The sequence below is a fragment of the Pseudomonas sp. B5(2017) genome (genome assembly GCF_002112825.1).
Classification (GTDB): Bacteria; Pseudomonadota; Gammaproteobacteria; order Pseudomonadales; family Pseudomonadaceae; genus Aquipseudomonas; species Aquipseudomonas putida_Z.
This window is the reverse complement of the sequence record NZ_NEIR01000015.1, coordinates 1-25230: the sequence shown is the minus strand read 5'-3', so window position 1 is coordinate 25230 and position 25230 is coordinate 1. Positions and strand designations below refer to the sequence as shown.

General features: G+C 63.9%; 27 protein-coding genes and 1 tRNA gene. 13 read left to right on the top strand and 15 right to left on the bottom strand.

What is annotated here, in order from left to right; all coding sequences use genetic code 11:
* Positions 1-76: 76 nt before the first annotated feature.
* Positions 77-1267 carry a benzoate/H(+) symporter BenE family transporter gene (locus tag CAG00_RS21680; protein WP_085665307.1) on the bottom strand — a complete coding sequence of 397 codons (1191 nt, stop codon included), beginning with the start codon at positions 1265-1267 and terminating at the stop codon, positions 77-79.
* Positions 1268-1412: 145 nt separating this feature from the next.
* Between CAG00_RS21680 and CAG00_RS21675 the strand changes: the two genes are divergently transcribed.
* Positions 1413-2015, top strand: a complete 603-nt coding sequence (locus CAG00_RS21675; protein WP_061302973.1) for a glutathione S-transferase family protein — start codon at positions 1413-1415, stop codon at positions 2013-2015.
* Between the two features lie 69 nt (positions 2016-2084).
* Here the strand turns inward: CAG00_RS21675 and CAG00_RS21670 are convergent, their stop codons facing one another.
* The 5 genes from CAG00_RS21670 to CAG00_RS21650 all read right to left on the bottom strand — a co-directional run bounded on the left by CAG00_RS21670 (position 2085) and on the right by CAG00_RS21650 (position 4948).
* The gene (locus CAG00_RS21670; protein WP_003260822.1) at positions 2085-2456 is read right to left on the bottom strand and encodes a glutaredoxin; all 372 of its coding nucleotides are present in this window, start codon (positions 2454-2456) and stop codon (positions 2085-2087) included.
* A 59-nt stretch (positions 2457-2515) separates the two neighbouring features.
* Positions 2516-3061 carry a GTP cyclohydrolase I FolE gene (folE, locus tag CAG00_RS21665; protein ID WP_013971502.1) on the bottom strand — a complete coding sequence of 182 codons (546 nt, stop codon included), beginning with the start codon at positions 3059-3061 and terminating at the stop codon, positions 2516-2518.
* A gap of 70 nt (positions 3062-3131) precedes the next feature.
* On the bottom strand, positions 3132-3692 hold the full coding sequence (locus tag CAG00_RS21660; protein ID WP_085665306.1) for a Smr/MutS family protein: 561 nt from the start codon (positions 3690-3692) through the stop codon (positions 3132-3134).
* Between the two features lie 259 nt (positions 3693-3951).
* Positions 3952-4272 carry a hypothetical protein gene (locus tag CAG00_RS21655; RefSeq protein ID WP_024086500.1) on the bottom strand — a complete coding sequence of 107 codons (321 nt, stop codon included), beginning with the start codon at positions 4270-4272 and terminating at the stop codon, positions 3952-3954.
* Between the two features lie 85 nt (positions 4273-4357).
* Positions 4358-4948 carry a cysteine hydrolase family protein gene (locus CAG00_RS21650; RefSeq protein WP_025338152.1) on the bottom strand — a complete coding sequence of 197 codons (591 nt, stop codon included), beginning with the start codon at positions 4946-4948 and terminating at the stop codon, positions 4358-4360.
* 180 nt (positions 4949-5128) lie between these two features.
* Between CAG00_RS21650 and prmB the strand changes: the two genes are divergently transcribed.
* Positions 5129-6037 (top strand): 50S ribosomal protein L3 N(5)-glutamine methyltransferase, encoded by a 909-nt coding sequence (gene prmB, locus CAG00_RS21645; RefSeq protein WP_015269350.1) that lies wholly within the window; start codon positions 5129-5131, stop codon positions 6035-6037.
* A gap of 153 nt (positions 6038-6190) precedes the next feature.
* On the opposite strand, the gene CAG00_RS21640 is transcribed toward prmB, so the two are convergent.
* Both CAG00_RS21640 and CAG00_RS21635 read right to left on the bottom strand, forming a co-directional pair.
* Positions 6191-6973, bottom strand: a complete 783-nt coding sequence (locus CAG00_RS21640; protein WP_085665305.1) for a hypothetical protein — start codon at positions 6971-6973, stop codon at positions 6191-6193.
* Positions 6974-7187: 214 nt separating this feature from the next.
* Positions 7188-8150 carry an alpha/beta hydrolase gene (locus CAG00_RS21635; RefSeq protein ID WP_084785076.1) on the bottom strand — a complete coding sequence of 321 codons (963 nt, stop codon included), beginning with the start codon at positions 8148-8150 and terminating at the stop codon, positions 7188-7190.
* A gap of 236 nt (positions 8151-8386) precedes the next feature.
* On the opposite strand from CAG00_RS21635, the gene aroC reads away from it, so the two are divergent.
* The 3 genes from aroC to CAG00_RS21620 all read left to right on the top strand — a co-directional run bounded on the left by aroC (position 8387) and on the right by CAG00_RS21620 (position 11301).
* Complete coding sequence (gene aroC, locus CAG00_RS21630) at positions 8387-9478, top strand: chorismate synthase (RefSeq protein ID WP_025338155.1); 1092 nt, start codon at positions 8387-8389, stop codon at positions 9476-9478.
* A 132-nt stretch (positions 9479-9610) separates the two neighbouring features.
* The gene (locus tag CAG00_RS21625; RefSeq protein ID WP_085665304.1) at positions 9611-10765 is read left to right on the top strand and encodes an MFS transporter; all 1155 of its coding nucleotides are present in this window, start codon (positions 9611-9613) and stop codon (positions 10763-10765) included.
* Positions 10765-11301, top strand: a complete 537-nt coding sequence (locus tag CAG00_RS21620; RefSeq protein ID WP_085665303.1) for an oxidase — start codon at positions 10765-10767, stop codon at positions 11299-11301. Before CAG00_RS21625 ends, CAG00_RS21620 begins: the two co-directional genes overlap by 1 nt.
* A 123-nt stretch (positions 11302-11424) precedes the next feature.
* Here CAG00_RS21620 and CAG00_RS21610 read toward each other — a convergent pair whose 3' ends face one another.
* Positions 11425-11697: a DUF3509 domain-containing protein gene (locus CAG00_RS21610; protein WP_025338158.1), complete on the bottom strand. Its 273-nt coding sequence runs from the start codon at positions 11695-11697 to the stop codon at positions 11425-11427.
* Between the two features lie 265 nt (positions 11698-11962).
* On the opposite strand from CAG00_RS21610, the gene CAG00_RS21605 reads away from it, so the two are divergent.
* The gene (locus tag CAG00_RS21605) at positions 11963-12487 is read left to right on the top strand and encodes an ankyrin repeat domain-containing protein (RefSeq protein ID WP_025338159.1); all 525 of its coding nucleotides are present in this window, start codon (positions 11963-11965) and stop codon (positions 12485-12487) included.
* Between the two features lie 60 nt (positions 12488-12547).
* The gene (locus tag CAG00_RS21600; protein WP_085665302.1) at positions 12548-13078 is read left to right on the top strand and encodes a hypothetical protein; all 531 of its coding nucleotides are present in this window, start codon (positions 12548-12550) and stop codon (positions 13076-13078) included.
* A 123-nt stretch (positions 13079-13201) separates the two neighbouring features.
* On the opposite strand, the gene CAG00_RS21595 is transcribed toward CAG00_RS21600, so the two are convergent.
* A complete protein-coding gene (locus CAG00_RS21595) occupies positions 13202-14140 on the bottom strand; it encodes a ZIP family metal transporter (RefSeq protein ID WP_085590062.1) in 939 nt (312 codons plus the stop codon).
* Positions 14141-14264: 124 nt separating this feature from the next.
* On the opposite strand from CAG00_RS21595, the gene CAG00_RS21590 reads away from it, so the two are divergent.
* From CAG00_RS21590 to CAG00_RS21575, 4 genes are all read left to right on the top strand, one after another.
* Positions 14265-14456, top strand: a complete 192-nt coding sequence (locus CAG00_RS21590; protein WP_012271091.1) for a PLDc N-terminal domain-containing protein — start codon at positions 14265-14267, stop codon at positions 14454-14456.
* Between the two features lie 159 nt (positions 14457-14615).
* The gene (locus tag CAG00_RS21585) at positions 14616-16691 is read left to right on the top strand and encodes an LTA synthase family protein (protein WP_085590064.1); all 2076 of its coding nucleotides are present in this window, start codon (positions 14616-14618) and stop codon (positions 16689-16691) included.
* Positions 16692-16943: 252 nt separating this feature from the next.
* The gene (locus tag CAG00_RS21580; RefSeq protein WP_025338164.1) at positions 16944-17180 is read left to right on the top strand and encodes a hypothetical protein; all 237 of its coding nucleotides are present in this window, start codon (positions 16944-16946) and stop codon (positions 17178-17180) included.
* Positions 17181-17356: 176 nt separating this feature from the next.
* Positions 17357-17689, top strand: coding sequence for a ribonuclease E inhibitor RraB (locus tag CAG00_RS21575; RefSeq protein WP_003260395.1), 333 nt, complete (start codon positions 17357-17359; stop codon positions 17687-17689).
* A gap of 123 nt (positions 17690-17812) precedes the next feature.
* On the opposite strand, the gene CAG00_RS21570 is transcribed toward CAG00_RS21575, so the two are convergent.
* On the bottom strand, positions 17813-18613 hold the full coding sequence (locus CAG00_RS21570) for a cytochrome c (RefSeq protein WP_085665301.1): 801 nt from the start codon (positions 18611-18613) through the stop codon (positions 17813-17815).
* A 528-nt stretch (positions 18614-19141) separates the two neighbouring features.
* Here CAG00_RS21570 and CAG00_RS21565 point away from each other — a divergent pair.
* Entirely contained in the window at positions 19142-19873 is a 732-nt protein-coding gene (locus tag CAG00_RS21565) for an amidotransferase (RefSeq protein ID WP_075044094.1), read from the top strand.
* Positions 19874-20005: 132 nt separating this feature from the next.
* On the opposite strand, the gene CAG00_RS21560 is transcribed toward CAG00_RS21565, so the two are convergent.
* The 3 genes from CAG00_RS21560 to CAG00_RS21550 form a co-directional block, all read right to left on the bottom strand.
* A complete protein-coding gene (locus CAG00_RS21560; RefSeq protein WP_015269363.1) occupies positions 20006-20977 on the bottom strand; it encodes a magnesium and cobalt transport protein CorA in 972 nt (323 codons plus the stop codon).
* Between the two features lie 64 nt (positions 20978-21041).
* Positions 21042-21761 (bottom strand): 1-acyl-sn-glycerol-3-phosphate acyltransferase, encoded by a 720-nt coding sequence (locus CAG00_RS21555; protein WP_085665300.1) that lies wholly within the window; start codon positions 21759-21761, stop codon positions 21042-21044.
* Positions 21762-21942: 181 nt separating this feature from the next.
* Positions 21943-22632, bottom strand: a complete 690-nt coding sequence (locus tag CAG00_RS21550) for a crotonase/enoyl-CoA hydratase family protein (RefSeq protein WP_085590072.1) — start codon at positions 22630-22632, stop codon at positions 21943-21945.
* 198 nt (positions 22633-22830) lie between these two features.
* Between CAG00_RS21550 and CAG00_RS21545 the strand changes: the two genes are divergently transcribed.
* A tRNA-Ser gene (locus CAG00_RS21545) sits at positions 22831-22920 on the top strand.
* Positions 22921-23090: 170 nt separating this feature from the next.
* On the opposite strand, the gene CAG00_RS21540 is transcribed toward CAG00_RS21545, so the two are convergent.
* Positions 23091-25205 carry a TonB-dependent siderophore receptor gene (locus CAG00_RS21540; protein ID WP_085665357.1) on the bottom strand — a complete coding sequence of 705 codons (2115 nt, stop codon included), beginning with the start codon at positions 25203-25205 and terminating at the stop codon, positions 23091-23093.
* Positions 25206-25230: the final 25 nt, after the last annotated feature.

The following is a 25230-nucleotide window of genomic DNA, read 5'->3' as shown; positions in this document are numbered from 1 at the left end:
CACAATGCTGAATATTGTGTGATCCCTGTGGGAGCGGGTTTACCCGCGAAGAGGCCGGTACAGGCAACAAATACCTTCAGGCCCTGCGCGGGTTGAGGATCATCAAGGCCAGCACCCCCACCACAATCCCCCAGAACGCCGAGCCGATCGAGAACAAGGTCAGCCCCGAAGCGGTCACCATGAAGGTGATCACCGCCGCCTCCCGCTCCCGCGCTTCGCTCATGGCCACGGTCAGCCCGTTCATGATCGAGCCAAACAGCGCCAGCGCCGCAATCGACAGCACCAGCTCTTTCGGCAGCGCCGCAAACAACGCCGCCAAGGTCGCGCCGAACACCCCGGCAATGCCATAGAAAATCCCGCACCACACCGCCGCGGTATAGCGCTTGGCCGGGTCTTCATGGGCATGTGGCCCGGTGCAGATCGCCGCGCTGATCGCCGCCAGGTTGACCCCGTGCGAGCCGAACGGTGCCAGCAGCAGCGAGGCAAAGCCGGTGGCAGAGATCAGCGGCGAGGCCGGCACCTGGTAGCCGTCCGCGCGCAGCACGGCCACACCCGGCATGTTCTGCGAGGTCATCGCCACCACGAACAGCGGGATGCCAATGCTGATGGTCGCCGCCAGCGAGAAGCTTGGCGTGGTCCACACCGGTGTGGCCGCTTCCAGGCGGAAGCCGCTGAAGTCCAGCAGGCCCAGGGCGCCGGACAGCACCGTGCCCACCAGCAACGCGGCCAGTACGCAGTAACGCGGCGACAGGCGCTTGACCAGCAGGTAGCTGAAGAACATGCCCAGTACCAGCAAGGTGCGGTGCTGGGCGGCAACGAAGATTTCGCTGCCGATCTTGAACAGGATGCCCGCCAGCAGCGCCGAGGCCAGCGAGGCCGGGATGCGCTTGACCAGGCGCTCGAAGCTGCCGGTCAGGCCACAGATCAGCACCAGCACGGCGCAGGTGATGTAGGCGCCGATCGCCTCGCCATAGCTGACTCCGCCCAGGCTGGTGATCAGCAGGGCGGCGCCGGGGGTGGACCAGGCCACGGTGATCGGCGTGCGGTAACGCAGCGACAGGCCGATGCTGCACACCGCCATGCCGATCGACAACGCCCAGATCCATGACGAAATCTGCGCGCTGGTCAGCCCGGCAGCCTGGCCGGCCTGGAACATCAGCACCAGCGAGCTGGTATAGCCGGTGAGCATGGCGATGAAGCCGGCGACCACCGCCGACGGGGAGCTGTCTGCCAGGGGCCGCAGGCGTGCGGAAGTGGCATCGGTCATGAACAAAATCCTTGTAAAGGTGTAAGCAGTTTTTTCAGACTACAGCGAGCAAGGTTGATCCTTGCCATACAGCGGCCATTGCTTTTAGCCGTACAGTCGCCAACTATTGGGCGCAAATGCAGAACTGCTTGGAAGTGGAGGGGCGATGTACAAGGTCTATGGCGACTACCAGTCGGGCAACTGTTACAAGGTCAAGCTGATGTTGAGCCTGCTGGGCCGGCCATATGAATGGCACCCGGTTGACATCCTCAAGGGCGAGACCGAAACGCCCGAGTTCCTGGCGATGAACCCCAACGGCAAGGTGCCGGTGCTGGGGCTGGAAGACGGCAGCTACCTGTGGGAGTCCAATGCCATTCTCAACTTCCTGGCCGATGGCAGCGAGTTTCTGCCCACCGAGCCACGCCTGCGCACCCAGGTGTTGCAGTGGCAGTTCTTCGAGCAGTACAGCCATGAGCCGTACATTGCCGTGGCGCGTTTCATCCAGTTCTACCTGGGGTTGCCAGACGAGCGCCTGGAGGAGTACCGCAAGCTGCACAAGGGCGGTTACAAGGCCCTGAGGGTGATGGAGCGGCAGCTGCAGATGACGCCGTACCTGGTCGGCGAGCAGTATTCGATTGCCGATGTGGCGTTGTATGCCTACACCCATGTGGCGCAGCAGGGCGGGTTCGACCTGGCCGACTACCCGGCAGTGAGGGCCTGGCTGGAGCGGGTCAGCAGCCATCCACGGCATGTGCCGATGGTGGGCTAGTTTCTAGCCTGTGCCGGCCTCTTCGCGGGCGTGCCCGCGAAAGCGCTGGTACAGGAAGTCTACAAACGGTCAGGCCGAAGCGAACCGCTCATCCAGGTAGGCAATGATCGCCTTGGACTCATACATCCAGGTCACCTTGCCCGCCTCTTCAATACGCAGGCACGGCACTTTCACCCGGCCGCCACCTTCCTGCAGGGCCTGGCGGTGCACCGGGTCGTTCTTGGCATCGCGCAGCGCCACCGGCACGTTCAAACGGTGCAGGGTACGGCGGGTCTTGACGCAGAACGGGCAGGCGTGGAACTGGTACAGCGCCAGGCCCTGGGCCGCTTGCTCGACGCGGGCCTGGGCGGCGGCGTCGCGCTTGCGCTTGGCCGGGCGGCTGATCCAGTCACCGAACACGATGAGCTGGCCGAGGCCAACCCGCAGGGCTTTGACGATCATGGGCAACTCCTGAAATGAAAAAGCCGACCCGGCAGGGTCGGCTCGGGGTCAGCAGCCAATCACTTGATCAGGCTGAGGAACTCGCTGCGGGTGGCGGCGTTTTCGCGGAATTCACCCAGCATCACCGAGGTGATCATGGTCGAGTTCTGCTTCTCGACACCGCGCATCATCATGCACATGTGCTTGGCTTCGATGACCACGGCAACGCCGGCGGCACCGGTTACCTGCTGCACGGCCTCGGCAACCTGGCGGCTGAGGTTTTCCTGGATCTGCAGGCGGCGAGCGTACATGTCGACGATGCGCGCCACCTTCGACAGGCCCAGTACCTTGCCCTTGGGCAGGTAGGCCACGTGCGCCTTGCCGATGAACGGCAGCATGTGGTGTTCGCACATCGAATACAGCTCGATGTCCCGGACTAGCACCATTTCGCTGTTGTCAGAGCTGAACAGCGCGTTGTTGGTGACTTCTTCCAGTGTTTGCTCATAACCGCGGCAAAGGTACTTCATCGCCTTTGCAGCCCGCTTGGGCGTGTCGAGCAGGCCCTCACGGGAGACGTCCTCGCCAATCTGGCTGAGGATCTCGGTGTAGTTCTGTTCCAGGGACATGGATCTACCTGTGGGAAAAAATCGCAAAAACGAAGGGTACGGCGGTGAGGGCGGCGCTGCAAGCGCGGCGTTACTCGTCGCGGCCTTCGAGCATGGTTCGCTTGAGCATCACATACACCGCGCCGGTGCCGCCGTGGCGGGCGTTGCACGAGGCAAAACCGAGCACCTGCGGGTGCTGGCGCAGCCAGGTGTTGACGTGGCTCTTGATCATCGGGCGCTTGCCGTCCAGGCGCGCGGCCTTGCCGTGGGTAACCCGCACGCAGCGCACTTCCAGTTTGGTGGCTTCGGCGATGAAGTCCCACAGGTTTTCGCGGGCCTTTTCCACGGTCATGCCATGCAGGTCGAGGCTGCCCTCGAACGGGATCTGCCCCAGCTTCAGCTTGCGCAGCTGGCCTTCCTGCACGCCATCGCGGCGCCACAGCAGCTCGTCTTCGGCGCCAACGTCGATGACGAACTGGTCGGACATGCCGTCGATCACCAGTGCTTTATCGCTGCGCACGGTCGCCGCCTGGCGCAGGCCGGCCAGCTTCTGGCGGTCGGCCTTGGGCTTGCCGACTTCGGCGCGGTCGTGCGTGATCGGTTTGACACCGCGCACTTCGGCCTTGAACAGGGAAAAATCGTCGTCTTGCATGATGCCTCCACGTGGGCGGCGTAGTTTACGCGACTGTGGGGCCTTGTGCAGCCTGTGCCGGCCCTTTCGCGGGTAAACCCGCTCCTACAGGGATTGCGCATGGCTTGAGGCTGATGTGATCGAGGTGGGAGCGGCCTTGTGTCGCGAAAGGGGCGCGCAGCGCCCCCAGGATTCAGCTTCACTGCACAAATTGCCAGGGCCGCTTTGCGGCCCTTTCGCGACACAAGGCCGCTCCCACAAGGAGCGCGTCAGCAGCGCCTCAATCGTGTTTTTTCATCAGGTGCGGCGACAGGTTCAGTTCCCGCCCGCGGCGCAGGCGAATGCGGCTGCGCCGCCAGAAGCGCACGCCCAGCCACAGCAGCAGCAGGCCGGCCACGGTGAGGATGCCGGCCAGCGGTTTGTTGGCATTGAGCTCCGCCAGGGCAGGGTAGTTGCCCAGCAGGCCGGCGACCCCGGCCATCGCCAGCAGCACGCCAAGGGTCGCCAGCATGGCCGACAGGCCGGCCGCCAGGCGGGCGCCCCAGTTACGCGGTTCGCGCGGGCGCAGGCGCTTGGCGTCGAAACTGCCTTTGAGCTTCATTCCGCTCTCCTCTGTGGATATCCGGAATTCGACCTGGAGCCGCCCATCGGGTTCCACCCGGCTGCCGGGCGGTTATACCAGCCGATCAGATCAGGCTGGCGGTGGGGGCCACGCAAGCGAAGTTGTCGGCCATCACGGCCATTTCGCACTGGTGGATCTGCGCGGCCGGGATCACCCCATCCTTGAATGCCAGGTCGCGGGTCGCCGAAGCGTCTTCCACCAGGGTGCAGCGGTAACCATAGTCCTTGGCGCGGCGTACCGTGGTGCTGACGCTGGAGTGGCTCATGAAGCCGCAGACGATCAGGTCCAGGTGGCCCAGCGCCTGCAGGGTCTCATGCAGTTGGGTGTTCTTGAATGCATTGGGCATGCGTTTTTCGATGACGATTTCGCCTTCCAGCGGCTCCAGCCCCGGAATGAACTGGCCGGCCGGCCCTTGTGGGTCGAAGCGGCCACCGACAGTGCCCAGGTGGCGAACGTGGATGATCGGACGGCCGCTCTTGCGCGCGGCGTCGAGCAACCTGGCGATGTTGGCCACGGCCTCGTCCATGCCCGACAGCGCCAGGGGCCCGCTGAGGTACTCCTTTTGCGCATCGATGATGATCAGGCTGGCGTGGCTCAGCTTGGCCGGCGGGTAGTCGCGGCCAGTGAGGCGAAACATCGTGGTTGGAACGGACATCAAGGGCTCCTTGGATAGGGCTTTTGTATACCTATTCTCCCCTGCCTTGGCGCCAATGGGAATGGTTGACAACGCAAGCGGCATGGTTACTGGCTTGTGGCTAGCCATTGGGTAAGGCAAAGGAACAAATGTGCGGATGGGGCTGTTAGACTTTTGTCCGGTCTGAATTAGGAGTACCCCGTGATCACATCCCGCCTGCGCACGCTGCGCGACTACATCCGCTGGGCGGTCAGCCGCTTCCACGAGCACGACCTGTTCTTCGGCCACGGTGCCGACAACGCCTGGGACGAGGCCCGCCTGTTGGTACTGGGAGCGGTTCACCTGCCGTGGGAGGTGGCCGACAGCTACCTGGACTGCATGCTCGAGGACGACGAGCGGGTACGCCTGCAGCACCTGCTGAAGCGCCGTATCGAAGAACGCGTGCCGGCCGCCTACCTGCTGGGCGAGGCCTGGTTCTGCGGCATGTCGTTCATCGTCGACGAGCGCGTGCTGGTGCCGCGTTCGCCGATTGGCGAGCTGATCGAGAAACGCTTCGAGCCTTGGCTGGCGAGCGAGCCGGCGCGCATTCTCGACCTGTGCACCGGTTCTGGCTGCATCGGCATCGTTGCCGCCGACGTGTTCCCCGAGGCCGAGGTAGTGCTGGCCGACCTGTCGTTCGAGGCGCTCGAAGTGGCCAACCAGAACATCGAACGCCACGGCCTGGACGGGCGCGTGTATACCGTGCAGGGCGACGGTTTTGGCGGTTTGCCGGGGCAGCGTTTCGACCTGATCCTGTCCAACCCGCCGTATGTCGATGCAGAGGACTTCGACGACATGCCGGCCGAGTATCACCACGAGCCCGAGTTGGGCCTGGCCTGCGGCAACGATGGCCTGGACCTGGTGCGGCGCATGCTGGCCGAAGCGGCGGACCACCTGACCGACAAGGGCTTGCTGATTGTCGAGGTGGGCAACAGCCAGGTGCATGTCGAGGCGCTGTACCCCGAGGTGGACTTTGCCTGGCTGGAGTTCGAGCGCGGCGGGCATGGGGTGTTCATGCTGACTGCCGAGCAGTGCCGCCAGCATCAGGAACTGTTCAAGGCCCGGGTCTGATTCATTGGGGCTGCGTTGCAGCCCATCGCGACACAAGGCCGCTCCTACAGGGATACGCGTCATCCCTGTGCTACGCGATTTCCTGTAGGAGCGGCCTTGTGTCGCGATGGGCCGCAAAGCGGCCCCAATTCCTAACGGCTAGGCAACGCTGTGTCAGCGCGTGGCAATCCAGATCAGCAACCCCGCCTGGAACACCGCAAACGCCACCAGGCAGGTGATGGTAAAGCGCAACCCGCTGTCCTCACGCTGGTACTTGGCAACCCGTTCATCCCGCTCACGCAGTTGCCCTTCCTTCTCCTGCAACTGCTGGTCAGCCTGCTGCAGCAGGCCGGCAGCATCCAGTATCCCCACTCGCTGCAAGCGCTCGCTGTTCCACGCGCCCTTGAGCTGGCCCACCGTCATTTCCACGGTACGGCCCTTCAGATGCTGGCTGTCCTCGTACTCCACCTCGATACCCATGCCGCGCAGGCAGTGGTCACGACGCAGGCGCGAGTCTTCGTTCAGCGCATCCTTGCTCGGCAGCGCCATGCCCTCGATCTGGTAGTGCGACCACTTGCGCTGCAGCCACTGCGCGGCCTGGGCCAGCAAGAAGCGGCCGATGCCACGGTTCAGCGGCTCCAGTTGCAAGCCATGTTCATTTCCGATGCGCACCAGGCGCGCGGTGTGGTCGACGCGAATGTCCAGGCGGTTCTGTTCCTTGTGCACCTTCTGCCCGGGCAGCTGGATTTCCATGCGCAACAGGCTGTGGGCCTTGTCGTGGCGTTCGGCATAGCCGAACTGCACAAAGCGCAGCGGCCGTGCGCCGGTGTTGCGGTCGGTGGGCAGGGCGGCCAGGCGCAACAGCTGGAAATGTTCGGCGGCCAGCTCGGCCCAGGGCAGGGCGGTGCTTTCCTCGGGCTCTTCGGCCGGCTCTACGGCGGCGGGGGCGGTTGTCATCAGGGTTTGTCCTCAAGTGCGTGCCGGCTGCAAGAGGGGGCACTGCGTGCCCCTTTCGCGACGCAAGGCCGCTCCTACAGAGGATCGCGCATCGCAGAGACGACGCGTAACGCTGTAGGAGCGGCCTTGTGTCGCGAAGGGCCGCGCAGCGGCCCCAATTTTCGCCGTTATCCACCCTATCGGCAGAAGCGCCCAGGACCTGAGCCTATTTCCCTTACGCCGAAGGCAAATGCTGGATAAACGTCACAATCTGCTCGCCAAGCTCCCTTGCCAGCGGCAGTTCAGGGTTGAGGTAGCTGTCGCGCTGCTGGCTCATCGCCTTGGGGCTGATGCGCAGCATGTGGTTCATGCCATCGATCAGCACCAGTTGGGCATCCGGCTTGGCAGCCTTCAGCCGTTCGGCGTCGACCACGCCCACCTGCACGTCGTTGCGCCCCTGCACGATCAGCGCGGGCATGGGCAGGCGGGCAAAGGCCGCCGCCGGGTTCTGCTGGAACAGCGAAATCAGGTAGGGCTGCACGCTGGGGCGGAACACCTGGCGCAGCGGCGCCGGCACCTCCAGGCTGGTCTGACCGGCCTGCAGGCGGTCGAGCAGGGCGCTGCCACCGGCCAGTTGTGCTGGCGGCAGGCGCTGGGCCAGCTGTTCGCGCAGCACCTCGGCCAGCGGCCGGCCGCTGCCGGCCAGGGTAATCACCGCGCTGGCGCCGGCCTGCTCGGCGGCCAGGCTGGCGATCAGCGCGCCTTCGCTGTGCCCGATCAGGATCAACGGGCCAAAGCGCGGGTCTGCCTTGAGCTTGTGGCTCCAGGCGACCACGTCGGCCACGTAGCGCTCCACGCTCAGGTCACGCTCGTCGGGCGTGGCCGGCTGGCTGGCGGCCACCCCGCGCTTGTCGTAGCGCACGCTGGCGATGTGCTCGTTGGCCAGCAGCAGGGCCAGGCGCTTGAGATTGTCGACCCGGCCTGACGCCGGATTGTTGCCGTCTCGGTCGGTTGGGCCGGAGCCGGCGATGATCAGCACCACCGGTGGCGGGGTGGGCTGTTGCGGCAGCAGCAGGCTGCCGTGCAGCACGCCCTGGCCGGTGTCGAGGTCGATCGGGCGTTGCAGCACGGTGGGGGCGGCGGCCTGGGCCAGACCGGTGCACAGCAGGAAGAAGAGGGCGACGAGGCGCGACATCATGCGGTACTACATGGGGAGATGAGGGTTTGACCCAGTGTTTGCGGGAAGGTTCGAAGGGGAGGTTGCCTGTACTGGCCTCTTCGCGGGTAAACCCGCTCCCACAGGTACAGCACGATTTTCGCATCTTGTGACTACCCTGTGGGAGCGGGTTTACCCGCGAAGAGGCCAGCACAGGCGATCAATCCATCTGTATACTGCCGCTTTCGTTCACTTCAGGCAGATCTCGCGGAGCGTCCATGTCCGGCAATACCTACGGCAAGCTGTTCACTGTCACCACCGCTGGCGAGAGCCATGGCCCGGCGTTGGTCGCCATTGTCGATGGATGCCCACCGGGCCTGGAAATTTCCCTCGCCGACCTGCAGCACGACCTTGACCGGCGCAAGCCCGGCACCAGCCGGCACACCACCCAGCGCCAGGAAGCCGATGAGGTGGAGATCCTCTCCGGCGTGTTCGAAGGCCGCACCACCGGCTGCTCGATCGGCCTGCTGATCCGCAACACCGACCAGAAGTCCAAGGACTACTCGGCGATCAAGGACCTGTTCCGCCCGGCCCACGCCGACTACACCTACCACCACAAGTACGGCATCCGCGACTACCGCGGCGGTGGCCGCAGCTCGGCCCGCGAAACCGCCATGCGCGTGGCCGCCGGTGCCATCGCCAAGAAATACCTGGCCACCCAGGGCATTACCGTGCGCGGCTACATGAGCCAGCTGGGCCCGATCGAAATCCCGTTCAAGACCTGGGAGTCGGTGGAGCAGAATGCTTTCTTCAGCCCTGACCCGAGCAAAGTGCCGGAGCTGGAGGCCTACATGGACCAGCTGCGCCGTGACCAGGACTCGGTGGGTGCCAAGATCACCGTGGTCGCCGAAGGCGTCATGCCGGGCCTGGGCGAGCCCATCTTCGATCGCCTCGACGCCGAACTGGCCCACGCGCTGATGAGCATCAACGCGGTCAAGGGCGTGGAAATCGGCGCCGGCTTCGCCAGCGTGGCCCAGCGCGGCACCGAGCACCGTGACGAACTGACCCCGGAAGGCTTCCTCAGCAACAATGCTGGCGGCATCCTCGGCGGTATTTCCTCGGGCCAGCCGATCGTTGCCCACCTGGCGCTGAAGCCGACCTCCAGCATCACCACCCCGGGCCGCTCCATCGACATCGACGGCAACCCGGTGGACGTCATCACCAAAGGCCGCCACGACCCGTGCGTGGGCATCCGCGCCACGCCGATCGCCGAGGCGATGATGGCCATCGCGCTGATGGACCACCTGCTGCGCCACCGCGCGCAGAATGCCGATGTGAAGGTGAATACCCCGGTGCTGGGCCAGCTCTGATTCGCTTGCACTGGCCCTATCGCCGGCAAGCCAGCTCCCACAGGATTACCACAAGCCTGAACATTGTGGGGTACCTGTGGGAGCTGGCTTGCCGGCGATAGGGCCAGTACCGGCAACCCCATAGGCCACCCCATGCAACCAGTCCCCTACTGGCGCCTGTCCAGCTTCTATCTGTTCTACTTCGCCCTGCTCGGTTCCACCGCCCCGTTCCTGGCGCTGTACTTCGACCACCTGGGCTTCTCTCCAGCACGCATCGGCGAGCTGGTGGCCATCCCCATGCTCATGCGCTGCATCGCCCCCAACCTGTGGGGCTGGCTGGGTGACCGCACCGGCCAGCGCCTGCTGATCGTGCGCCTGGGCGCATTGTCGACCCTGGCCACCTTCGCCCTGATCTTCCTTGGCAAAAGCTACGCCTGGCTGGCGCTGGTCATGGCCCTGCACGCGTTCTTCTGGCATGCGGTGCTGCCGCAGTTCGAGGTCATCACCCTGGCCCACCTGCACGGGCAAACCGCGCGCTACAGCCAGGTGCGCCTGTGGGGCTCGATCGGCTTCATCCTCACCGTGGTCGGCCTGGGCCGGCTGTTCGAGTGGCTGAGCCTGGATATCTACCCGGTGGCGCTGGTCACGATCATGGCCGGCATCGTCGCCGCCAGCCTGTGGGTACCCAATGCCCAGCCGGTGGAGCAGGGCGAGCGCAGCGGCGCGGGCGGCTTCCTGCAGCAGCTGCGCGCGCCCGGGGTGATCGCGTTCTACGCCTGCGTGGCACTGATGCAACTCAGCCACGGGCCGTACTACACCTTCCTCACCTTGCACCTGGAACACCTGGGCTATGCCCGGGGTGCCATTGGCTTGCTGTGGGCACTGGGGGTGGTGGCCGAAGTACTGGTGTTCATGGCCATGAGCCGCATCTTCGCGCGCTTTTCGGTGCAACAGGTGCTGCTGGCCAGCTTCGTGCTGGCGGCGCTGCGCTGGCTGTTGCTGGGCAACCTGGCCGGTGAGCCGGCGGTGCTGGTGTTCGCCCAGGTGCTGCATGCTGCCACCTTCGGCTGCTTCCATGCCGCCAGCATCGCTTTCGTCCAGGCAAGCTTCGGCGCACGCCAGCAGGGCCAGGGCCAGGCGCTGTATGCGGCGCTGTCGGGCACTGGCGGTGCGCTGGGGGCGTTGTATTCGGGTTACAGCTGGAAACTGCTGGGGCCCACCTTCACCTTTGGTATGGCCAGTGCCGCAGCCTTGGCTGCAGCCGTTATCATTGCCCTTTGTTCGCAACCGACCAGGACCCGCCCCTGATGAGCATTCTCAGCGTTTTCCACCCCTCCAGCCCGGAACTGCCGAACAAGGTGCTGACCCACCACGACGACATCGCAGCCACCCTGGCCGAGCAGGGCGTGCGCTTTACCCAGGCCGAGCATGGCCTGCGGGTGCGCCCGGGTACGGCCCAGGACGAGGTGCTGGAGGCCTGCCGCGAGCACCTGGACCAGTTGATGACAGCGCATGGCAGCAATGCCTTCGTGGTGCTCAACCGTGACGGCGAGGCCCCGGCGCAGGTGGATGTGCGCGATGAGCATGTGCATGACGCCGACGAGGTGTTTGCCGTGATCAGCGGGCGGGCGCAGGTTGGCCTGCGTTTGGGGGATTGGGTGTATTCGGTGCTGTGCGAGAAGGGTGACCAGCTGGTGGTGCCAGCGGGGACCCGGCGCTGGGTCGAGCTGGGCGATGCGCCGTTTTGCCTGGCGTTGCGTTTGTATGGCAGCGAGCAGGGGATGCAGCCGAGGTTTACCGGGGATGTGACTGCGCGGGCGTTTCTGGGCATTGATGAGTTGTGATGGCTTTGCCGGCCTCTTCGCGGGCTCGCCCGCTCCCACAGGTATATCGCCGAGCCTGAGGGCCGCGCTATGCCTGTGGGAGCGGGCGAGCCCGCGAAGAGGCCAGATAATCCAACACAAAACTCAGCGATAAGTCGGCAAGGCAAACCGCTGCTGGCTCTGCAGCATCGAAATCACCGGCAGTTCACTGGCCTGTTCGGCCAGATCCCGGCGAATCGCACTGATCGCCCACGAAAGCTGTTCGGCACTGTGCAATTGTGTATAGGTCAGTACCCGGCGGGTGACCTTGCCATCAGCAGCGCGCAGGGTCAGCAGCACACCGCCGTCGGGTCGGGCCTGGGTATTCACCTGGTAGGCCGAAAATACCGAAACAAACTTTTCCTGGATGAGGTCCATATCAACTCCTGGCTGTTGCGTGGCAGACGTGAGTTGATTGTTGCAGTGACCGTGCCAGGAATTTTTTTCTGAAAAATCCCTTTAAATTCAGTTGTTTACGCATTTTTTTCCGAGGCGCTGTCGTGCAAGCTGCACGGTCGTGCATTTTGCACAGTGCATATTGCACGACCCGTCGCCAGCTATCGGCCCGATAGAATCTGAACCTTTGACCCGGCAGCCTTGCCTGACAAAGACTTGGGCAACGATTTCTGCCAGGAGGTTCCAAATGTCCAGCCAACCCACGCCTGCCACCATGACCGACGACGAAACCGCCGCCTTCGCCGAGCAGGTGTTCGAACGTGCTCGCCAAGGCGATGCCGAGATGCTCGGGCGCCTGCTTGCCAGCGGCCTGCCGGCCAACCTGCGCAACCACAAGGGCGACACCCTGCTGATGCTGGCCAGCTACCACGGCCACCACGACGCAGTGCGCGTGCTGCTGGCGCATGGCGCCGACCCGCTGATTGCCAACGATAACGGCCAGCTACCCATCGCCGGTGCCGCATTCAAGGGCGACCTGGCCATGATCCGCCTGTTGCTGGAGCACGGCGTACCGGTGGACGCCGCCGCGCAGGATGGCCGCACCGCGCTGATGCTGGCGGCCATGTTCAACCGCAGCGAAATCCTCGACTATCTGCTGGCCCAGGGGGCCGACCCGGCCCGTCAGGATGCCCGTGGTACCACCGCGCTGATGGCAGCGCAAACCATGGGGGCCGTGGACGCCGCAGCGCGCCTGCAAGTGCTGGCCGGCTAACCGCAAGGGGGCATTTGCGGCTATCCTTGGCGACTTTTCACCCGTCGCAGGCCCCCTTTCATGAAAACTCAGTTGCTCGAATTCATCAGCCTCATTGGCGCTGGCTGCATGCGCGAGGAAGACATCGAGCGCATCGCCGACGAGGCCGCCCAGGCCTACGCCGACCCCGCCGCCTTCCTGGCCGCCAACCCCGACATCAACTACGACGACAGCTTCCCCATCCCGCTGGGCGAATGGGTGGTGCTGGGCAGCCTGCCGGACACCGTGGTGTTCCAGGCCGACAGCTACCAGGACCTGTTCCAGCAGATCAGCGATTCGTTCGACCAGAGCGTGCCGTTCACCCTCAAGCCCAAGCAACTGGCCCGCACCGAGCCGCTGACCGCACTCAACCGCATCCAGGTGCAGATGGGCGCGCTGAACAAAGAGGCGGGTGGTTATGTGCTGCTCAACTTTAGCCAGTTGCTGGATGACGAGCTGCAGATGGTGATGGTGGGGCAGAAAGACCTGGCGCGGGTGCTGGAGCTGGGGGCAGAGGTGGGGATCAAGGTCGAGCCGGCCCTGGAGGCCCTGAAGGTCGCCGTGCACGTCTGATTTCCGCGTTTGCTTCTTCGCGGGCATGCCCGCTCCCACAGGATAATCACTGGGCCCGAGGGCAGTGGAGTCCTGTGGGAGCGGGCAAGCCCGCGAAGAGGCCGGTTCAGGCAACCTGAATAGTCAGCCCAGCGCGGTATCCAGGAACATCATCACCGCAAACCCACCCATCAACCCCAGGGTCGCCGCTGTCTGGTGCCCATTGCGGTGGGTTTCGGGAATCACCTCGTGGCTAACCACAAAGATCATCGCCCCCGCCGCCAGCCCCATGCTCACCGGGTAGGCCAGGGCAAAGCCGGTTGAAATCCCCAGGCCGATCACCGCTCCCAGCGGCTCCATCAGCCCCGACCCGATCGCCACCAGCGCAGCCTTCAGGTTCGACAACCCGGTAGCGCGCAAGGCCAGCGCCACGGCCAGCCCCTCGGGGATGTCCTGGATGGCGATGGCGCTTGTCAGTGGCAGGCCGATGTTCATGTCGCCATTGGCAAAGCTCACGCCAATGGCCATGCCCTCAGGCAGGTTGTGCAGGGTAATCGCCAGCACGAACAACCAAACCCGGCTGATGCGCTCGGCCTCCGGGCCGCACGGGCCGGTGCTTTCGTGTTCATGCGGGGTGAAGCGGTCCAGGCCCAGCATCAGCAGCACGCCCAGGCCCATGCCCAGCACCACGGTAAAGGCCGCGGCCGGGCCGTTGCCGGTAATTTCGCGGGCGGCATCCAGGCCCGGCAGAATCAGCGAAAACGAACTGGCCGCCAGCATCATGCCGGCAGCAAAACCTAGCATCACATCCTGGGTGCGCGCCCTGACATCGCGCAGCACCACCGCCAGCACCGCGCCCAGCGCCGTGGCGCCAAAGCCGGACAACCCGCCCAGTGCGGCCAGATGCAGGTTTTCGGCGTGGTCGCCGTTCACTGCGTTCCACAGGCTTGCCCCCAGCAGTACCAGTACCACCAGCAGGCTCAGGGCCAGGCCGGCACCTATCCATGGGTTGTCGTGCATCTGTTGGCGCCAGGCGCTGACGGGCGAGGGCAGGGCAACGGGGTGGGTATGAGCGGGGGGCATGGCAACCTCGAAATCAATGGATACAGCAGTTTAAGCAGTGACCCGCGCAAACGGCCAAGGATTCCCTTCTATCGACGTGATAGCTGGCTATGCTGTGGCAAAGCCTCTGGACAGGAGTTTAGGCATGGGGTCGACGTTCAACAGCCTAGTCGGGCTGATCATTCTGGCGCTGGATATCTGGGCCATCCTCAATGTGATCAAGAGTGGCAGCGAAGTGGGCATCAAGGTGTTGTGGATCCTGCTGATCGCCTTGCTGCCGGTAGTGGGGCTGGTGATCTGGGCGATTGCCGGGCCGCGGGGGAATGTGCGGATCTGAATGGCTGTGCCGGCGATAGGGCCGGAACAGACAAAACCCGCAACACCCCCGTGACAAAATTTTCACATTGGTTTAAACAGAATCCGCACCCGCACAATGCTGCGTTGGTATACACCTGCACCATATCCGCAAACCCGCAATCCTAGGACCTTCCCATTCATGGCTAACCCGGACGCCTTGAAGCAACGGGGCGCGCGAGCGTCGTTCTCGCCCACCCTGAAATCCCACCTGGCCTACACGCTGCTCAGCGGCCTGGTGATCATGCTGATGCTCAGCCTCGTGCGCCTGGCGCTGCTGGTCTACAACAGCGACATGATCGGCGATACCCCCAATGCGACCGTCGCCGAAGGCTTCCTCAACGGCTTGCGCTTCGACCTGCGGGTGGTGGTGTACATCAGCATTCCGCTGCTGCTGGCCATCCTCAGCCCCTGGGCCATGGCCCGGCGTGGCCTGTTCCGTTTCTGGCTGACCATCACCTCGAGCGTGGTGATGTTCCTCGGCCTGATGGAGATGGACTTCTATCGCGAGTTCCACCAGCGCCTCAACGGCCTCGTGTTCCAGTACATCAAGGAAGACCCGAAAACCGTGCTGAGCATGCTCTGGTACGGCTTCCCGGTGGTGCGCTACCTGCTGGCCTGGCTGTTCGGCACCTGGCTGCTGAGCCTGCTGTTCAAGGGCATCGACCGCATGACCCGGGGCAATGGCGCAGGCGAGGTCACCCTGCAGCGCCGCGCGGCGCCTTGGTACAACCGCCTGGCGGTGTTCATGGTGATCCTGCTGGTGGCCGTGGTCGCTGCCCGTGGCACCCTGCGCCAGGGCCCGCCGATGCGCTGGGGTGATGCCTTCACCACCGATTCCAACTTCGTCAACCAGCTGGGCCTGAACGGCACCCTGACCCTGATCGATGCTGCCAAGAGCCGCTTCGGCGAAGACCGCGCCAACATCTGGAAGCCGGTGCTGGAGCAGGACGTGGCCACGCAGAGCGTGCGCGAGCAGCTGCTGACCGCCAATGACACCCTGGTCGATGCCGACGAGGCTGCAATCCGCCGCGACTTCGTGCCGCCGGCCGAGCGCACCCTGCCGATCAAGAACGTGGTGGTGATCCTGATGGAAAGCTTCGCCGGCCACTCGGTGGGCGCGCTGGGCAGCCCCAACAACATCACCCCGTACTTCGACAAGCTGGCCAAAGAGGGCCTGCTGTTCGACCGCTTCTTCTCCAACGGCACCCATACCCACCAGGGCATGTTCGCCACCATGGCCTGCTTCCCCAACCTGCCAGGCTTCGAATACCTGATGCAGACCCCGGAAGGCGGCCACAAGCTGTCCGGCCTGCCAGCCCTGCTCAGCGCCCGCGATTACGACGACGTGTACGTCTACAACGGCGACTTTGCCTGGGACAACCAGTCCGGGTTCTTCGGCAACCAGGGCATGACCACCTTCATTGGCCGTAACGACTTCGTCAACCCGGTGTTCTCCGACCCGACCTGGGGCGTGTCCGACCAGGACATGTTCGACCGCGGCGCCGAAGAGCTGGCCAAGCACGATGGCAAGAAGCCGATCTACGCGCTGCTGCAGACCTTGTCCAACCACACCCCGTACGCGCTGCCCAAGGACCTGCCGGTAGAGCCGGTAACCGGCCAGGGCCGCCTGGACGAGCACCTGACCGCCATGCGCTATTCGGACTGGGCGCTGGGGCAGTTCTTCGAGAAGGCGCGCAAGGAGCCGTACTTCAAGGAAACCCTGTTCGTCATCGTTGGCGACCATGGCTTTGGCAACCACCAGCAGGTCACCGAGCTGGACCTGGGCCGCTTCAACGTGCCGCTGCTGCTGATTGCCCCGGGCATCCAGGAGAAGTTCGGTGCGGTCAACCACACCGTGGGTACCCAGGTCGATATCGTGCCGACCATCATGGGCCGCCTGGGTGGCCAGGCCCGTCACCAGTGCTGGGGCCGCGACCTGCTCAACCTGCCTGAGGGCGACCAGGGCGTGGGCATGATCAAGCCATCGGGCAGCGAGCAGATCGTCGGCCTGGTGCAGGGCGACCGCATCCTGATCGAGTCCAAGGACATGACCCCGCGCATGTACCGCTACCAGTTGGGCAGCGAGTTCAAGGCCGAGCTGATCGAAAGCCCGGACCAGCCGGAAATGCTGAAGAAGCTGGAAGCGTATATCCAGACCGCGACCAAGAGCTTGCTGGATAACACTGCCGGTGTAGTGCACGGCACGCCGAAGTAATAGCTGGATCGCCAGGCGGACCTGGGCCGTGTGGGAGCGGCCTTGTGTCGCGAAAGGGCTGCGCAGCAGCCCCAGATCCAGTATCCATGCATAAATCGCCGGGGCCGCTTTGCGGCCCTTTCGCGACACAAGGCCGCTCCCACAAAAAGCCGCACCGCTACCAAGTCATCTGACTGAACATTCTCCCCACCTCAAGGTCACTTGTTTCAGGCATCACACACCCGGTGTTCGTTGACTTAGAGGGTTCGTTCAATGAAAGAGTGGGAAGTCATCTTTGCCGACCAGAAGGGCGTGCTCACCACCCTGACGCTGCACGGCGACCAGTGCCCCAGCGAGGAGGACGCCGCGCGGGCCATCCGTTCGCACCTGTTCCCGGTGATGGACGAGCTGGACCTCAACGACTTCCAGGACCGCACTGTTTCACCTACCGCACGCTGGCTCAAGGAACAGAGTGGCGTGACCATCACCAGCATCCACGAAACGCCCTGAACCACACGTTTGCGTGGTGCCCTGGCAGGCACTACGCTGCAAGAAGGTGCCGGCCTATTCTGCGGGTCGGCATCGCATCCCTTCGCGTCTTGCATCAGCTCGAACTGCCCGGCCGCTGCCGGCAGGTGCGTAGTGCACGGAAAGTCTATCCATCGCATTATTCAGGAGGACGTTTCATGAGCAGCCAGAACGACGATATCAGCAGCAACGTCCTGCGCCAGATGAAGGCAGGCGGTTTCGACTTCACCCAGATCCACCCCATCGAGTTCTACGCCATATTCCCCGACGAAGCAGGTGCCCGCCGCGCGGCCGGGCAGTTTCGCGGTGAATCGCTGAATGCCCAGGTCAAGGAGCTGGGCGACGGTGCCTGGCATCTGGAGCTGAGCAAGGTCATGTATGCCACCCATGGCGGGATTGGCGACTTCGAAGAGGCCTTCGAGCAGCTGGTGACACCTTATGGCGGTGAGGTGGAAGGGTGGGGGGTCAAGCAGGAACGGCCCATAGCCTGAGACTTTGGGAATTTGGGGCCGCCTTGCGGCCCATCGCGACACAAGGCCGCTCCTACAGGCGTGCGCGTACCCTTGTAGGAGCGGCCTTGTGTCGCGAAAGGGGCGCAAAGCGCCCCCAGGTTCTCAAGGCCTGCGCCCAGCCATATGCCTCAAATAGGCCAGCAATTCATCCAGCTCCGGTTCACTCAAGACACTTTCTGCAAACCCCGGCATCTTCGCCTGCGGCCACTGCCGCAGGCTCTGCGGGTCACGAATCAGCTGGCGTAGATATTCAGGCCGAAAATACTCGGTCGGGTTATGCGGCACATTCAGGTCCGGCCCCACCTGCGCATCCCCCGCGCCATTCAGCCTATGACACGCCAGGCAGTTCTGCTGGAACAAGGCAAAGCCCCGGCGCACAGGGCTGTCGGCCGACAGCTTCGGATCGGGCAGCAGCGCCGGAAAACGCGCCTCGACAGAAGCCAGCTTGCGAATCGTGGAAATCTGGAACGGCCACTGCTCCGGGCGGATGCCGCTTGCCTGCGGTGCAGTCCACACCAGGTAGAACGGCCCCGCACTCGGCTTGCCCTGGCCCAGTGGTGGCCACGGCCGGCCCGGCTCCTCCACCGCCAGCCAGGCCTGTGCCGGCCCTTGCTGCAACAGTGGCGCCGCCGGCATTTCGGCGGCAAAACCGTCCAGCGCCACCGCCTGCAGGTGGTCGCTGGCGCTCACGCCATCCAGCAGCGCGGCCAGCGGCACCGCCCGATAATGCATGGGCTGCTTGTAGGAAACGTCCTGGTCGATGCTGATGTCCCGGGCCTGCGGGTGGTCGAGCAGTTCGGCACTGCTCCACTGGCGCGTCGTGGCGCCCAGTTCAAGGTGCAGTTGCGCCGCCGACAGCGGCAGGCTCAGAAGCAACACTAACAGTGCAAGGCAGTGGCGCATGGATAATCTCCGACCATCAAGGCCAGCAGGTTACCTGTGCGTTGCCTGTTGGCGCCACAGCGGCAGTCAGCCGAACAAACGTGTGAGGTTCGGCAGGATCAGCAGCAAAGTCGTGGCGAAGAGAATGAGCCCAGCTTGGCGAATTTTCGATTGTCTGAACATGGCGGACCGCCTTCTTGTTGTTATTCCTGAATACCCGTTGGCTTCCCTGTCGCGCTTCGGGTCGATCGCAGTGGCGTTGCGTTACGCCTGAACTGCCTGCCTCTTGAAAGTGGATATACAACCAACAGTAGGGTGTGCGTCATCCATGTTTGAGAACCCTTTGTTCTAATACTGTAGTTCGTTGATTTCGTCTGGCTATGAGGCCAAGTGCCAGCCGGCTGGCATGCTCTGGCTAGACGGTGGCGCAAGTGCCAGCAGTGCACCGACGAAATGTGACCGTTCGTCAGTGCGGCCTACTTGCTTGTACGTGCCTTTCGCGTCAGTCTCTACAGCAGATTCCCACCCATGTCGTTCAGGACTACCCCTATGTCGTTACGCATCTGCATCCTTGAAACCGATGTCCTGCGACCGGAGTTGACCGCGCAGTACCAGGGCTACGGCAGGATGTTCGAGCAGCTCTTCTCGCGTCAGCCGATCGCCGCCGAGTTTCGTGTGTACAACGTGATGAATGGCGATTACCCCGCCGACAACGAAGTGTTCGATGCCTACCTGGTGACGGGCAGCAAGGCCGACTCGTTTGGTACCGACCCGTGGATCCAGACCCTCAAGGTCTACCTGCTGAAGTTGTACGAGCGTGGCGAGAAGCTGCTGGGTGTGTGTTTCGGCCACCAGTTGCTGGCGTTGACCCTGGGTGGCAAGGCCGAGCGTGCCGAGCAGGGCTGGGGCGTGGGTATCCACCGCTATTCGCTGGCGGCCCATGCGCCGTGGATGGACCCGGAGGTGTCGGAGCTGACCTTGCTGATCAGCCACCAGGACCAGGTGACCGAGCTGCCGGAAGGCGCCACGGTGATCGCCTCCAGCGATTTCTGCCCGAACGCTGCGTACCACATTCGTGACCAGGTGCTGTGCTTCCAGGGGCACCCCGAGTTCGTGCACGACTACTCCCGCGCACTGCTCGATGCGCGCCAGCAGTATCTGGGTGATGAGGTGTATCACAAGGCCGTGGCCAGCCTGGCCACCGAGCACCAGGGCGACCTGGTGGGGGAGTGGATGTTGCGGTTTATCCAGCAGCCGGTGAGCAAAGATACCGCAGCGTGATGGCTGGGGGCTGCTGTGCAGCCCATCGCGACACAAGGCCGCTCCTACAGGGATCGCGAATAACCTGACAGGCGCGACCCCCTGTAGGAGCGGCCTTGTGTCGCGATGGGCCGCAAAGCGGCCCCGACAATCTCAGAGCCAGCCAGACTTCTTGAAGCTGGCATACAACGCGGTACAGCCCAGGCCGATCACCCCCAGCACCCCGAAGTACCCATAGTGCCACCCCAGCTCCGGCATGTTCTGGAAGTTCATCCCGTAAACCCCGGCAATTGCCGTGGGGAACGCCAGGATCGCCGCCCAGGCCGCAAACTTGCGCTGCACGATGCTCTGCCGTGACGACTCCAGCAGCATGCCGATCTCGATGGTCTGGCTGGCGATGTCGCGGATGCCTGCCAGGTCCTCCATCTGCCGCGTCACGTGGATCTGCACATCACGGAAGTACGGGCGCATGTTCTTGTCGATGAACGGGAAGCTCAGGCGCTGCAGTTCCTCGCTCACTTCCACCATCGGTGCCACGTAGCGGCGCAGGCGCAGGATGTCGCGGCGCAGGCTGTGCAAGCGGCGGATATCGTCCTCTTGCAGCGAACCGCCCAGAACGCTCTGCTCCAGCTCTTCGATCTCGCCATGAATGGCCTCGCTGACCGGCTGGTAGTTCTCGGTGACAAAGTCGAGCAGGGCGTACAGCACGAAGTCTTCGCCGTGCTCCAGCAGCAACGGCCGCGCCTCGCAGCGCTGGCGCACCAGGGCATAGGATTTCGAGTGGCCGTTGCGGCAGGTGATGATGTAGCCGTTGCCGGCGAAGATGTGGGTTTCGATGAACTCCAGCTTGCCTTCGTGGCGCACCGGCGAGTAGGTGACGATGAACAGGGCGTCGCCAAAGGTTTCCAGCTTGGGCCGGCTGTGCTTTTCCAGGGCGTCTTCGATAGCCAGTTCGTGCAGGTTGAACTGGCACTGCAGGTTGGCCAGCTCCTCTGCGTTGGGCTCTTCCAGGCCGATCCATACAAAGTGCCCCGGCTTGCGCGCCCACTCGCTGCCTTCATCGATGCTGATATTGGTGACCTTTCTGCCGGCGCTGTACACCGCCGATGCCACGACTCGACCCATGGTTGTTCGCTTATTCCGGTTGGACACGGGTTACAGCTTGGGCTGTAGTGGGCTCAAGAGCAACCTAGCGCTTGGCCAGTTCCCCTTCCATGCGGTCGATGCATTGCTGCATCTGCCCCCGGCACTGTTCGATCAGCGCCGGCATGTCCTGCAGGGTCATGCCCGCCGTGGCGATCGGTGGCAGCGAGCGCACGATCACCGTGCGCTGGCGCCAGCTGTTCAGGCTCAGGCGCCCGGCATAGCGGCTGACGCATACCGGCACGATCGGCACACCGGCCTCGATGGCCATGTGAAACGCGCCTTTCTTGAACGCCAGCAGATGCTCGCCGGGATTGCGCGTGCCTTCGGGGAAAATCCAGATCGAGGTATCGTCCTGCAGCACCCGGGTGGTCTTCTGCATGGCCTTGCGTGCCTGGTAGGCGTTCTTGCGGTCGACCAGCACGTTGCCACCCAGCCAGAACAGCTGGCCGAACAGCGGGATCCAGCCCAGGCTTTTCTTGCCGATGGCGACGGTGCGCTGCGGTACCACCTGGCCTAGCACGAACAGGTCGAAGTTGGACTGGTGGTTGGCGACGATCACGCAGCCTGGCGGCTGATCCCACAGCGGACCGACTTCTGCCTTGACCCTGATGCGCATCAGCCAGGTGGCCGGCAGGCTGTAGAGGCGGGCGAAAAGGCGGCTGTTGTCGGGGTTGAAGGGACGGCACAGGCCAATGACCAGGCCCAGGGTACCAACCACAAGGAAATGCAGCGCCAGCAGGAACATGCGCAATGAATAAAGCATGGTACGACTCACACCAGACAGTCGCCGGGCAGTGTACGGATGTGCACTGGTTGGGGCAAACCCTGGTGCAAGCCTGTTGCGGCCTCTTCGCGGGCTTGCCCGCTCCCACAGGTACAGCGTTGCCCTCGGCTCTGGCGCTGTCCCTGTGGGAGCGGGCACGCCCGCGAAGAGGCCGGCCCGGCTAACCCATATGCTGCTGGTCCAGTTCGATCGCCTTGTCCAGCGCCTCCAGCAGCCCTTTGCGCACCTTCAGCTTGGTGTTCTTGTGCGCCAGCATGTTCAGCTTCTTCAGCTCTCGCGCCGCCGCCAGTGCCGCTTCCTGCAACTGCTCGGCCGGCACGACCTTGTCGAGGAAGCCTGCGTCCACCGCGCCCTGCGGGTCAAACACCTCGGCATTGATCACCGAGCGGTGGAAGGCCGAGCGGCGCAGGCGGTCGCGTGCCAGTTCGATGCCGGCATGGTGCATGGTCATGCCGATCTGCACTTCGTTCAGGCACACCTTGTACGGCCCTTCGACGCCAATGCGATAGTCGCCCGACAGCAGCAGGAAGGCACCCTTGGCCACGGCATTGCCCGGGCAGGCGACTACCACCGGGAACGGGTGCGAAAGCAGGCGGCGGGCGAGGGTGGAACCGGCGGTGACCAGGCTGACTGCTTCCTTGGGGCCGCTGGTCATCACCTTGAGGTCGTAGCCGCCAGACAGGATGCCCGGCTGCCCGGTGATGATCACCACCGCACGCTCCTGCGTGGCGCGGTCTAGCGCGGCGTTGAAGGCGGCGATGACGTCTGGCGAGATGGCGTTGACCTTGCCGTTGTTCAGGGTCAGGGTAACGATGCCGTCTTCGGCGTGGTAGGTAATCAGCTCGCTCATGGCAGAGTCCTTTTGTTGGCGTGGCGACGACGTTACCCAGCGACAGGGGCGAGGTAAAGCAGTAAGGCTGACTGGTCGGTCAGCGTTCGCCGGGGCTCAAATGCAAATGCATGAAAAAATTGAAAAAAATGCTTGCCAAAGGGAAAGTCTTTCACTAAATTAGCGCACCTCGACAGGCTGCAAGGCTTGAAGAGAAACGGTGAAGTGTCCGAGTGGTCGAAGGAGCACGCCTGGAAAGTGTGTATACGAGAAATCGTATCAAGGGTTCAAATCCCTTCTTCACCGCCACATTCTACGAAGAGCCCCCGAGCTGAGAAGCCGGGGGCTTTTTGTTTTTGGCGCCTTTGGGGGCCGCTTTGCGGCCCTTTCGCGACACAAGGCCGCTCCTACAAGCGTGCGCGGCCCCCTGTAGGAGCGGCCTTGTGTCGCGAAAGGGCTGCAAAGCAGCCCCAAAAAATCTAGAAGCTGACCGAAGCCGACAGCCGAGCCGTCCGCGGCGCTCCCTGGAACAGGTAGTTATCCCCCAGGTAATCCCCCACATCACGCCAATAACGCTTGTCGAATACGTTATCCACAGTCAGCCGCAGCACCGTGTCATACCCACCAATGCGCGTGCGGTAGCGGCTACCCACATCGAACACCGTATACCCACCAACTTCCACATTCCCCGCCTGGCTCGCATACTTGCTGGCGCTGTAGCGCGCCCCGCCCAGCAGTGCCAAGCCCGGTATCGGCAGGGTGTATTCCGCCTGCAGCGCCGCCCGGAACCTGGGCACGTTGATCGCTTGGTGGCCTTCATAGGCATCGGTGTCGCTGTTCTGCACCCGCGCCCGAATCGCCGCAGCGCTGGCCTGCACCTGCAGGTTCGAGGTCACCCAGCCGCTGGCGCCCAGTTCCAGGCCGGTGTTCTTCTGCTGGCCTTGCTGCACGTAGGTGAAAGTGCCGGCGCCGTCCGGGCGCGCGTACTGGTATGCCTGGCGTATCTGGAACAGTGCGGCGCTGAAGCTCAGGCCTTGCCAGTCATGCTTGAGGCCCAGTTCCAGTTGGTGCGAGGTCGTCGGTGCCAGGATTTCGAATCTGTTCTCGGCGAACCACGGTGCGGTGCCGCCTGCCGACAGGCCTTTGGAATAACTGGCATATACCGTGGTATCCGGCTGCGGCTTGTAGATGAGCGCGGCGTTGGGCAGCAACTCGTACTGCCGGGTATGGCGACCAGCAACACCTTCCTCATTCCAGGTTTTCTCGTCCAGGCGTACTTCACGGGCACCCAGTACGGTCTGCCAGTGCTCGTTGAAGCTGATGCGGTCGCTCACGAACAACCCGTACTGGCGGCTGTCCAGGCGACGTTCGCTAGACCTGATGGGCTTGTCGGATGGGTCAAAGGCCGGTGCACCCGTGTAGATGTTGCCTGTACCTACCCATTCCATATAGCTGGGGCGCTGATCCAGCGTGCGCCGCTGCGCACTGGTGCCCACGGTCAGCTCATGCCCCACGCCCAGCGCATCGAAACGCCCGTTGAGCATCGCCTGCGCCTCGTCGGTACGGCGGGTGTCGTCGGGGCTGCGGAAGTCGTAGATGTCGTAGTCGCCGTTGCTGCCGAAGAAGGCGCCTTCGCTCGAGCCCCAGGCAAACGAGCTGTAGTCATCGATCACCACCTTGCTGCGCGAGGCGCTCAAGGTCCCGGTCCAGGCTTCGTTGAAACGGTACTCGAAGCGCCCACCCAGGTTCAGCGAATCGTTCTGCACCGGCTTGGCCCAGTGCTGGTAGGCCAGGCGGTCGTCGGGGTCGATGCCATGGGGTACTTCGCTGCCACCGAGCAGCTGGTAACCCGGCACCGAGCGCTGTTCGCGGTGCTGGTATTCGGCATCCAGCTGCAGGGTGGCATCCGGGTTGATCTGCCAGTCGAAGGCCAGCGAGGCGAAGTCGCGCTTGCCGTCGGCGTGGTCGACGTAGGAGCGGATGTCTTCATGGGCCAGGTTGGCCCGCAGGCCGAACTGCCGCTCGCTGCCGAACCAGCCGCCCAGGTCGGTGGCCAGGTAGCGTTCGCCTTGTTCGTTGGTCGACACCGTGACGCTGCGCACGTCTTCGGCGCGCTTGGTCACGTAGTTGACCAGGCCGCCCGGCTCCGACACACCGCTCTGCAGCCCGGACAAACCCTTGAGCAGCTCCACCTGCTGCTTGTTCTCCAGGGCCACGTTCTGCTCGCCGGCGATGGTCTGGCCATTGATGCGGTAGCTGCTGGCGGCATTCAGCTCGAAGCCGCGCACGTTGAAGTTTTCGTAGTAGCCGATGGGGGCGTAGCTTTCACCCACCGAGGCGTCGCTTTGCAGCACTTCGCTGAGCTGGCGTACCTGGCGGTCTTCCAGCAGTTGCTGGCTGAACACGCTGATCGAGGCCGGGGTGTCGAGCAGGGGCGCGGGCTGGAAGCCGCCTACTGCTGCCTGGCGTGCCTGATAGCCGTCGTTGGTGTAGGTATCGGACACCTGCAGCGGGGCCAGTAGCACGCTGTCTTCGGCAAGCACATGGGGGCAATGCAGGGCCAGGCCCAGGCTGAGCAGGCTCAGGGGCAGCACAGGCGGCCGGCCCGCAAAGGCTGAC

What these genes read in the sequence shown, in the direction of transcription:
- CAG00_RS21680 (WP_085665307.1), bottom strand. Translation starts at nt 1,267, where the DNA reads ATGACCGATGCCACTTCCGCACGCCTGCGGCCCCTGGCAGACAGCTCC.
- CAG00_RS21675 (WP_061302973.1), top strand. Translation starts at nt 1,413, where the DNA reads ATGTACAAGGTCTATGGCGACTACCAGTCGGGCAACTGTTACAAGGTC.
- CAG00_RS21670 (WP_003260822.1), bottom strand. Translation starts at nt 2,456, where the DNA reads ATGATCGTCAAAGCCCTGCGGGTTGGCCTCGGCCAGCTCATCGTGTTC.
- folE (WP_013971502.1), bottom strand. Translation starts at nt 3,061, where the DNA reads ATGTCCCTGGAACAGAACTACACCGAGATCCTCAGCCAGATTGGCGAG.
- CAG00_RS21660 (WP_085665306.1), bottom strand. Translation starts at nt 3,692, where the DNA reads ATGCAAGACGACGATTTTTCCCTGTTCAAGGCCGAAGTGCGCGGTGTC.
- CAG00_RS21655 (WP_024086500.1), bottom strand. Translation starts at nt 4,272, where the DNA reads ATGAAGCTCAAAGGCAGTTTCGACGCCAAGCGCCTGCGCCCGCGCGAA.
- CAG00_RS21650 (WP_025338152.1), bottom strand. Translation starts at nt 4,948, where the DNA reads ATGTCCGTTCCAACCACGATGTTTCGCCTCACTGGCCGCGACTACCCG.
- CAG00_RS21640 (WP_085665305.1), bottom strand. Translation starts at nt 6,973, where the DNA reads ATGACAACCGCCCCCGCCGCCGTAGAGCCGGCCGAAGAGCCCGAGGAA.
- CAG00_RS21635 (WP_084785076.1), bottom strand. Translation starts at nt 8,150, where the DNA reads ATGATGTCGCGCCTCGTCGCCCTCTTCTTCCTGCTGTGCACCGGTCTG.
- aroC (WP_025338155.1), top strand. Translation starts at nt 8,387, where the DNA reads ATGTCCGGCAATACCTACGGCAAGCTGTTCACTGTCACCACCGCTGGC.
- CAG00_RS21625 (WP_085665304.1), top strand. Translation starts at nt 9,611, where the DNA reads ATGCAACCAGTCCCCTACTGGCGCCTGTCCAGCTTCTATCTGTTCTAC.
- CAG00_RS21620 (WP_085665303.1), top strand. Translation starts at nt 10,765, where the DNA reads ATGAGCATTCTCAGCGTTTTCCACCCCTCCAGCCCGGAACTGCCGAAC.
- CAG00_RS21610 (WP_025338158.1), bottom strand. Translation starts at nt 11,697, where the DNA reads ATGGACCTCATCCAGGAAAAGTTTGTTTCGGTATTTTCGGCCTACCAG.
- CAG00_RS21605 (WP_025338159.1), top strand. Translation starts at nt 11,963, where the DNA reads ATGTCCAGCCAACCCACGCCTGCCACCATGACCGACGACGAAACCGCC.
- CAG00_RS21600 (WP_085665302.1), top strand. Translation starts at nt 12,548, where the DNA reads ATGAAAACTCAGTTGCTCGAATTCATCAGCCTCATTGGCGCTGGCTGC.
- CAG00_RS21595 (WP_085590062.1), bottom strand. Translation starts at nt 14,140, where the DNA reads ATGCCCCCCGCTCATACCCACCCCGTTGCCCTGCCCTCGCCCGTCAGC.
- CAG00_RS21590 (WP_012271091.1), top strand. Translation starts at nt 14,265, where the DNA reads ATGGGGTCGACGTTCAACAGCCTAGTCGGGCTGATCATTCTGGCGCTG.
- CAG00_RS21585 (WP_085590064.1), top strand. Translation starts at nt 14,616, where the DNA reads ATGGCTAACCCGGACGCCTTGAAGCAACGGGGCGCGCGAGCGTCGTTC.
- CAG00_RS21580 (WP_025338164.1), top strand. Translation starts at nt 16,944, where the DNA reads ATGAAAGAGTGGGAAGTCATCTTTGCCGACCAGAAGGGCGTGCTCACC.
- CAG00_RS21575 (WP_003260395.1), top strand. Translation starts at nt 17,357, where the DNA reads ATGAGCAGCCAGAACGACGATATCAGCAGCAACGTCCTGCGCCAGATG.
- CAG00_RS21570 (WP_085665301.1), bottom strand. Translation starts at nt 18,613, where the DNA reads ATGCGCCACTGCCTTGCACTGTTAGTGTTGCTTCTGAGCCTGCCGCTG.
- CAG00_RS21565 (WP_075044094.1), top strand. Translation starts at nt 19,142, where the DNA reads ATGTCGTTACGCATCTGCATCCTTGAAACCGATGTCCTGCGACCGGAG.
- CAG00_RS21560 (WP_015269363.1), bottom strand. Translation starts at nt 20,977, where the DNA reads ATGGGTCGAGTCGTGGCATCGGCGGTGTACAGCGCCGGCAGAAAGGTC.
- CAG00_RS21555 (WP_085665300.1), bottom strand. Translation starts at nt 21,761, where the DNA reads ATGCTTTATTCATTGCGCATGTTCCTGCTGGCGCTGCATTTCCTTGTG.
- CAG00_RS21550 (WP_085590072.1), bottom strand. Translation starts at nt 22,632, where the DNA reads ATGAGCGAGCTGATTACCTACCACGCCGAAGACGGCATCGTTACCCTG.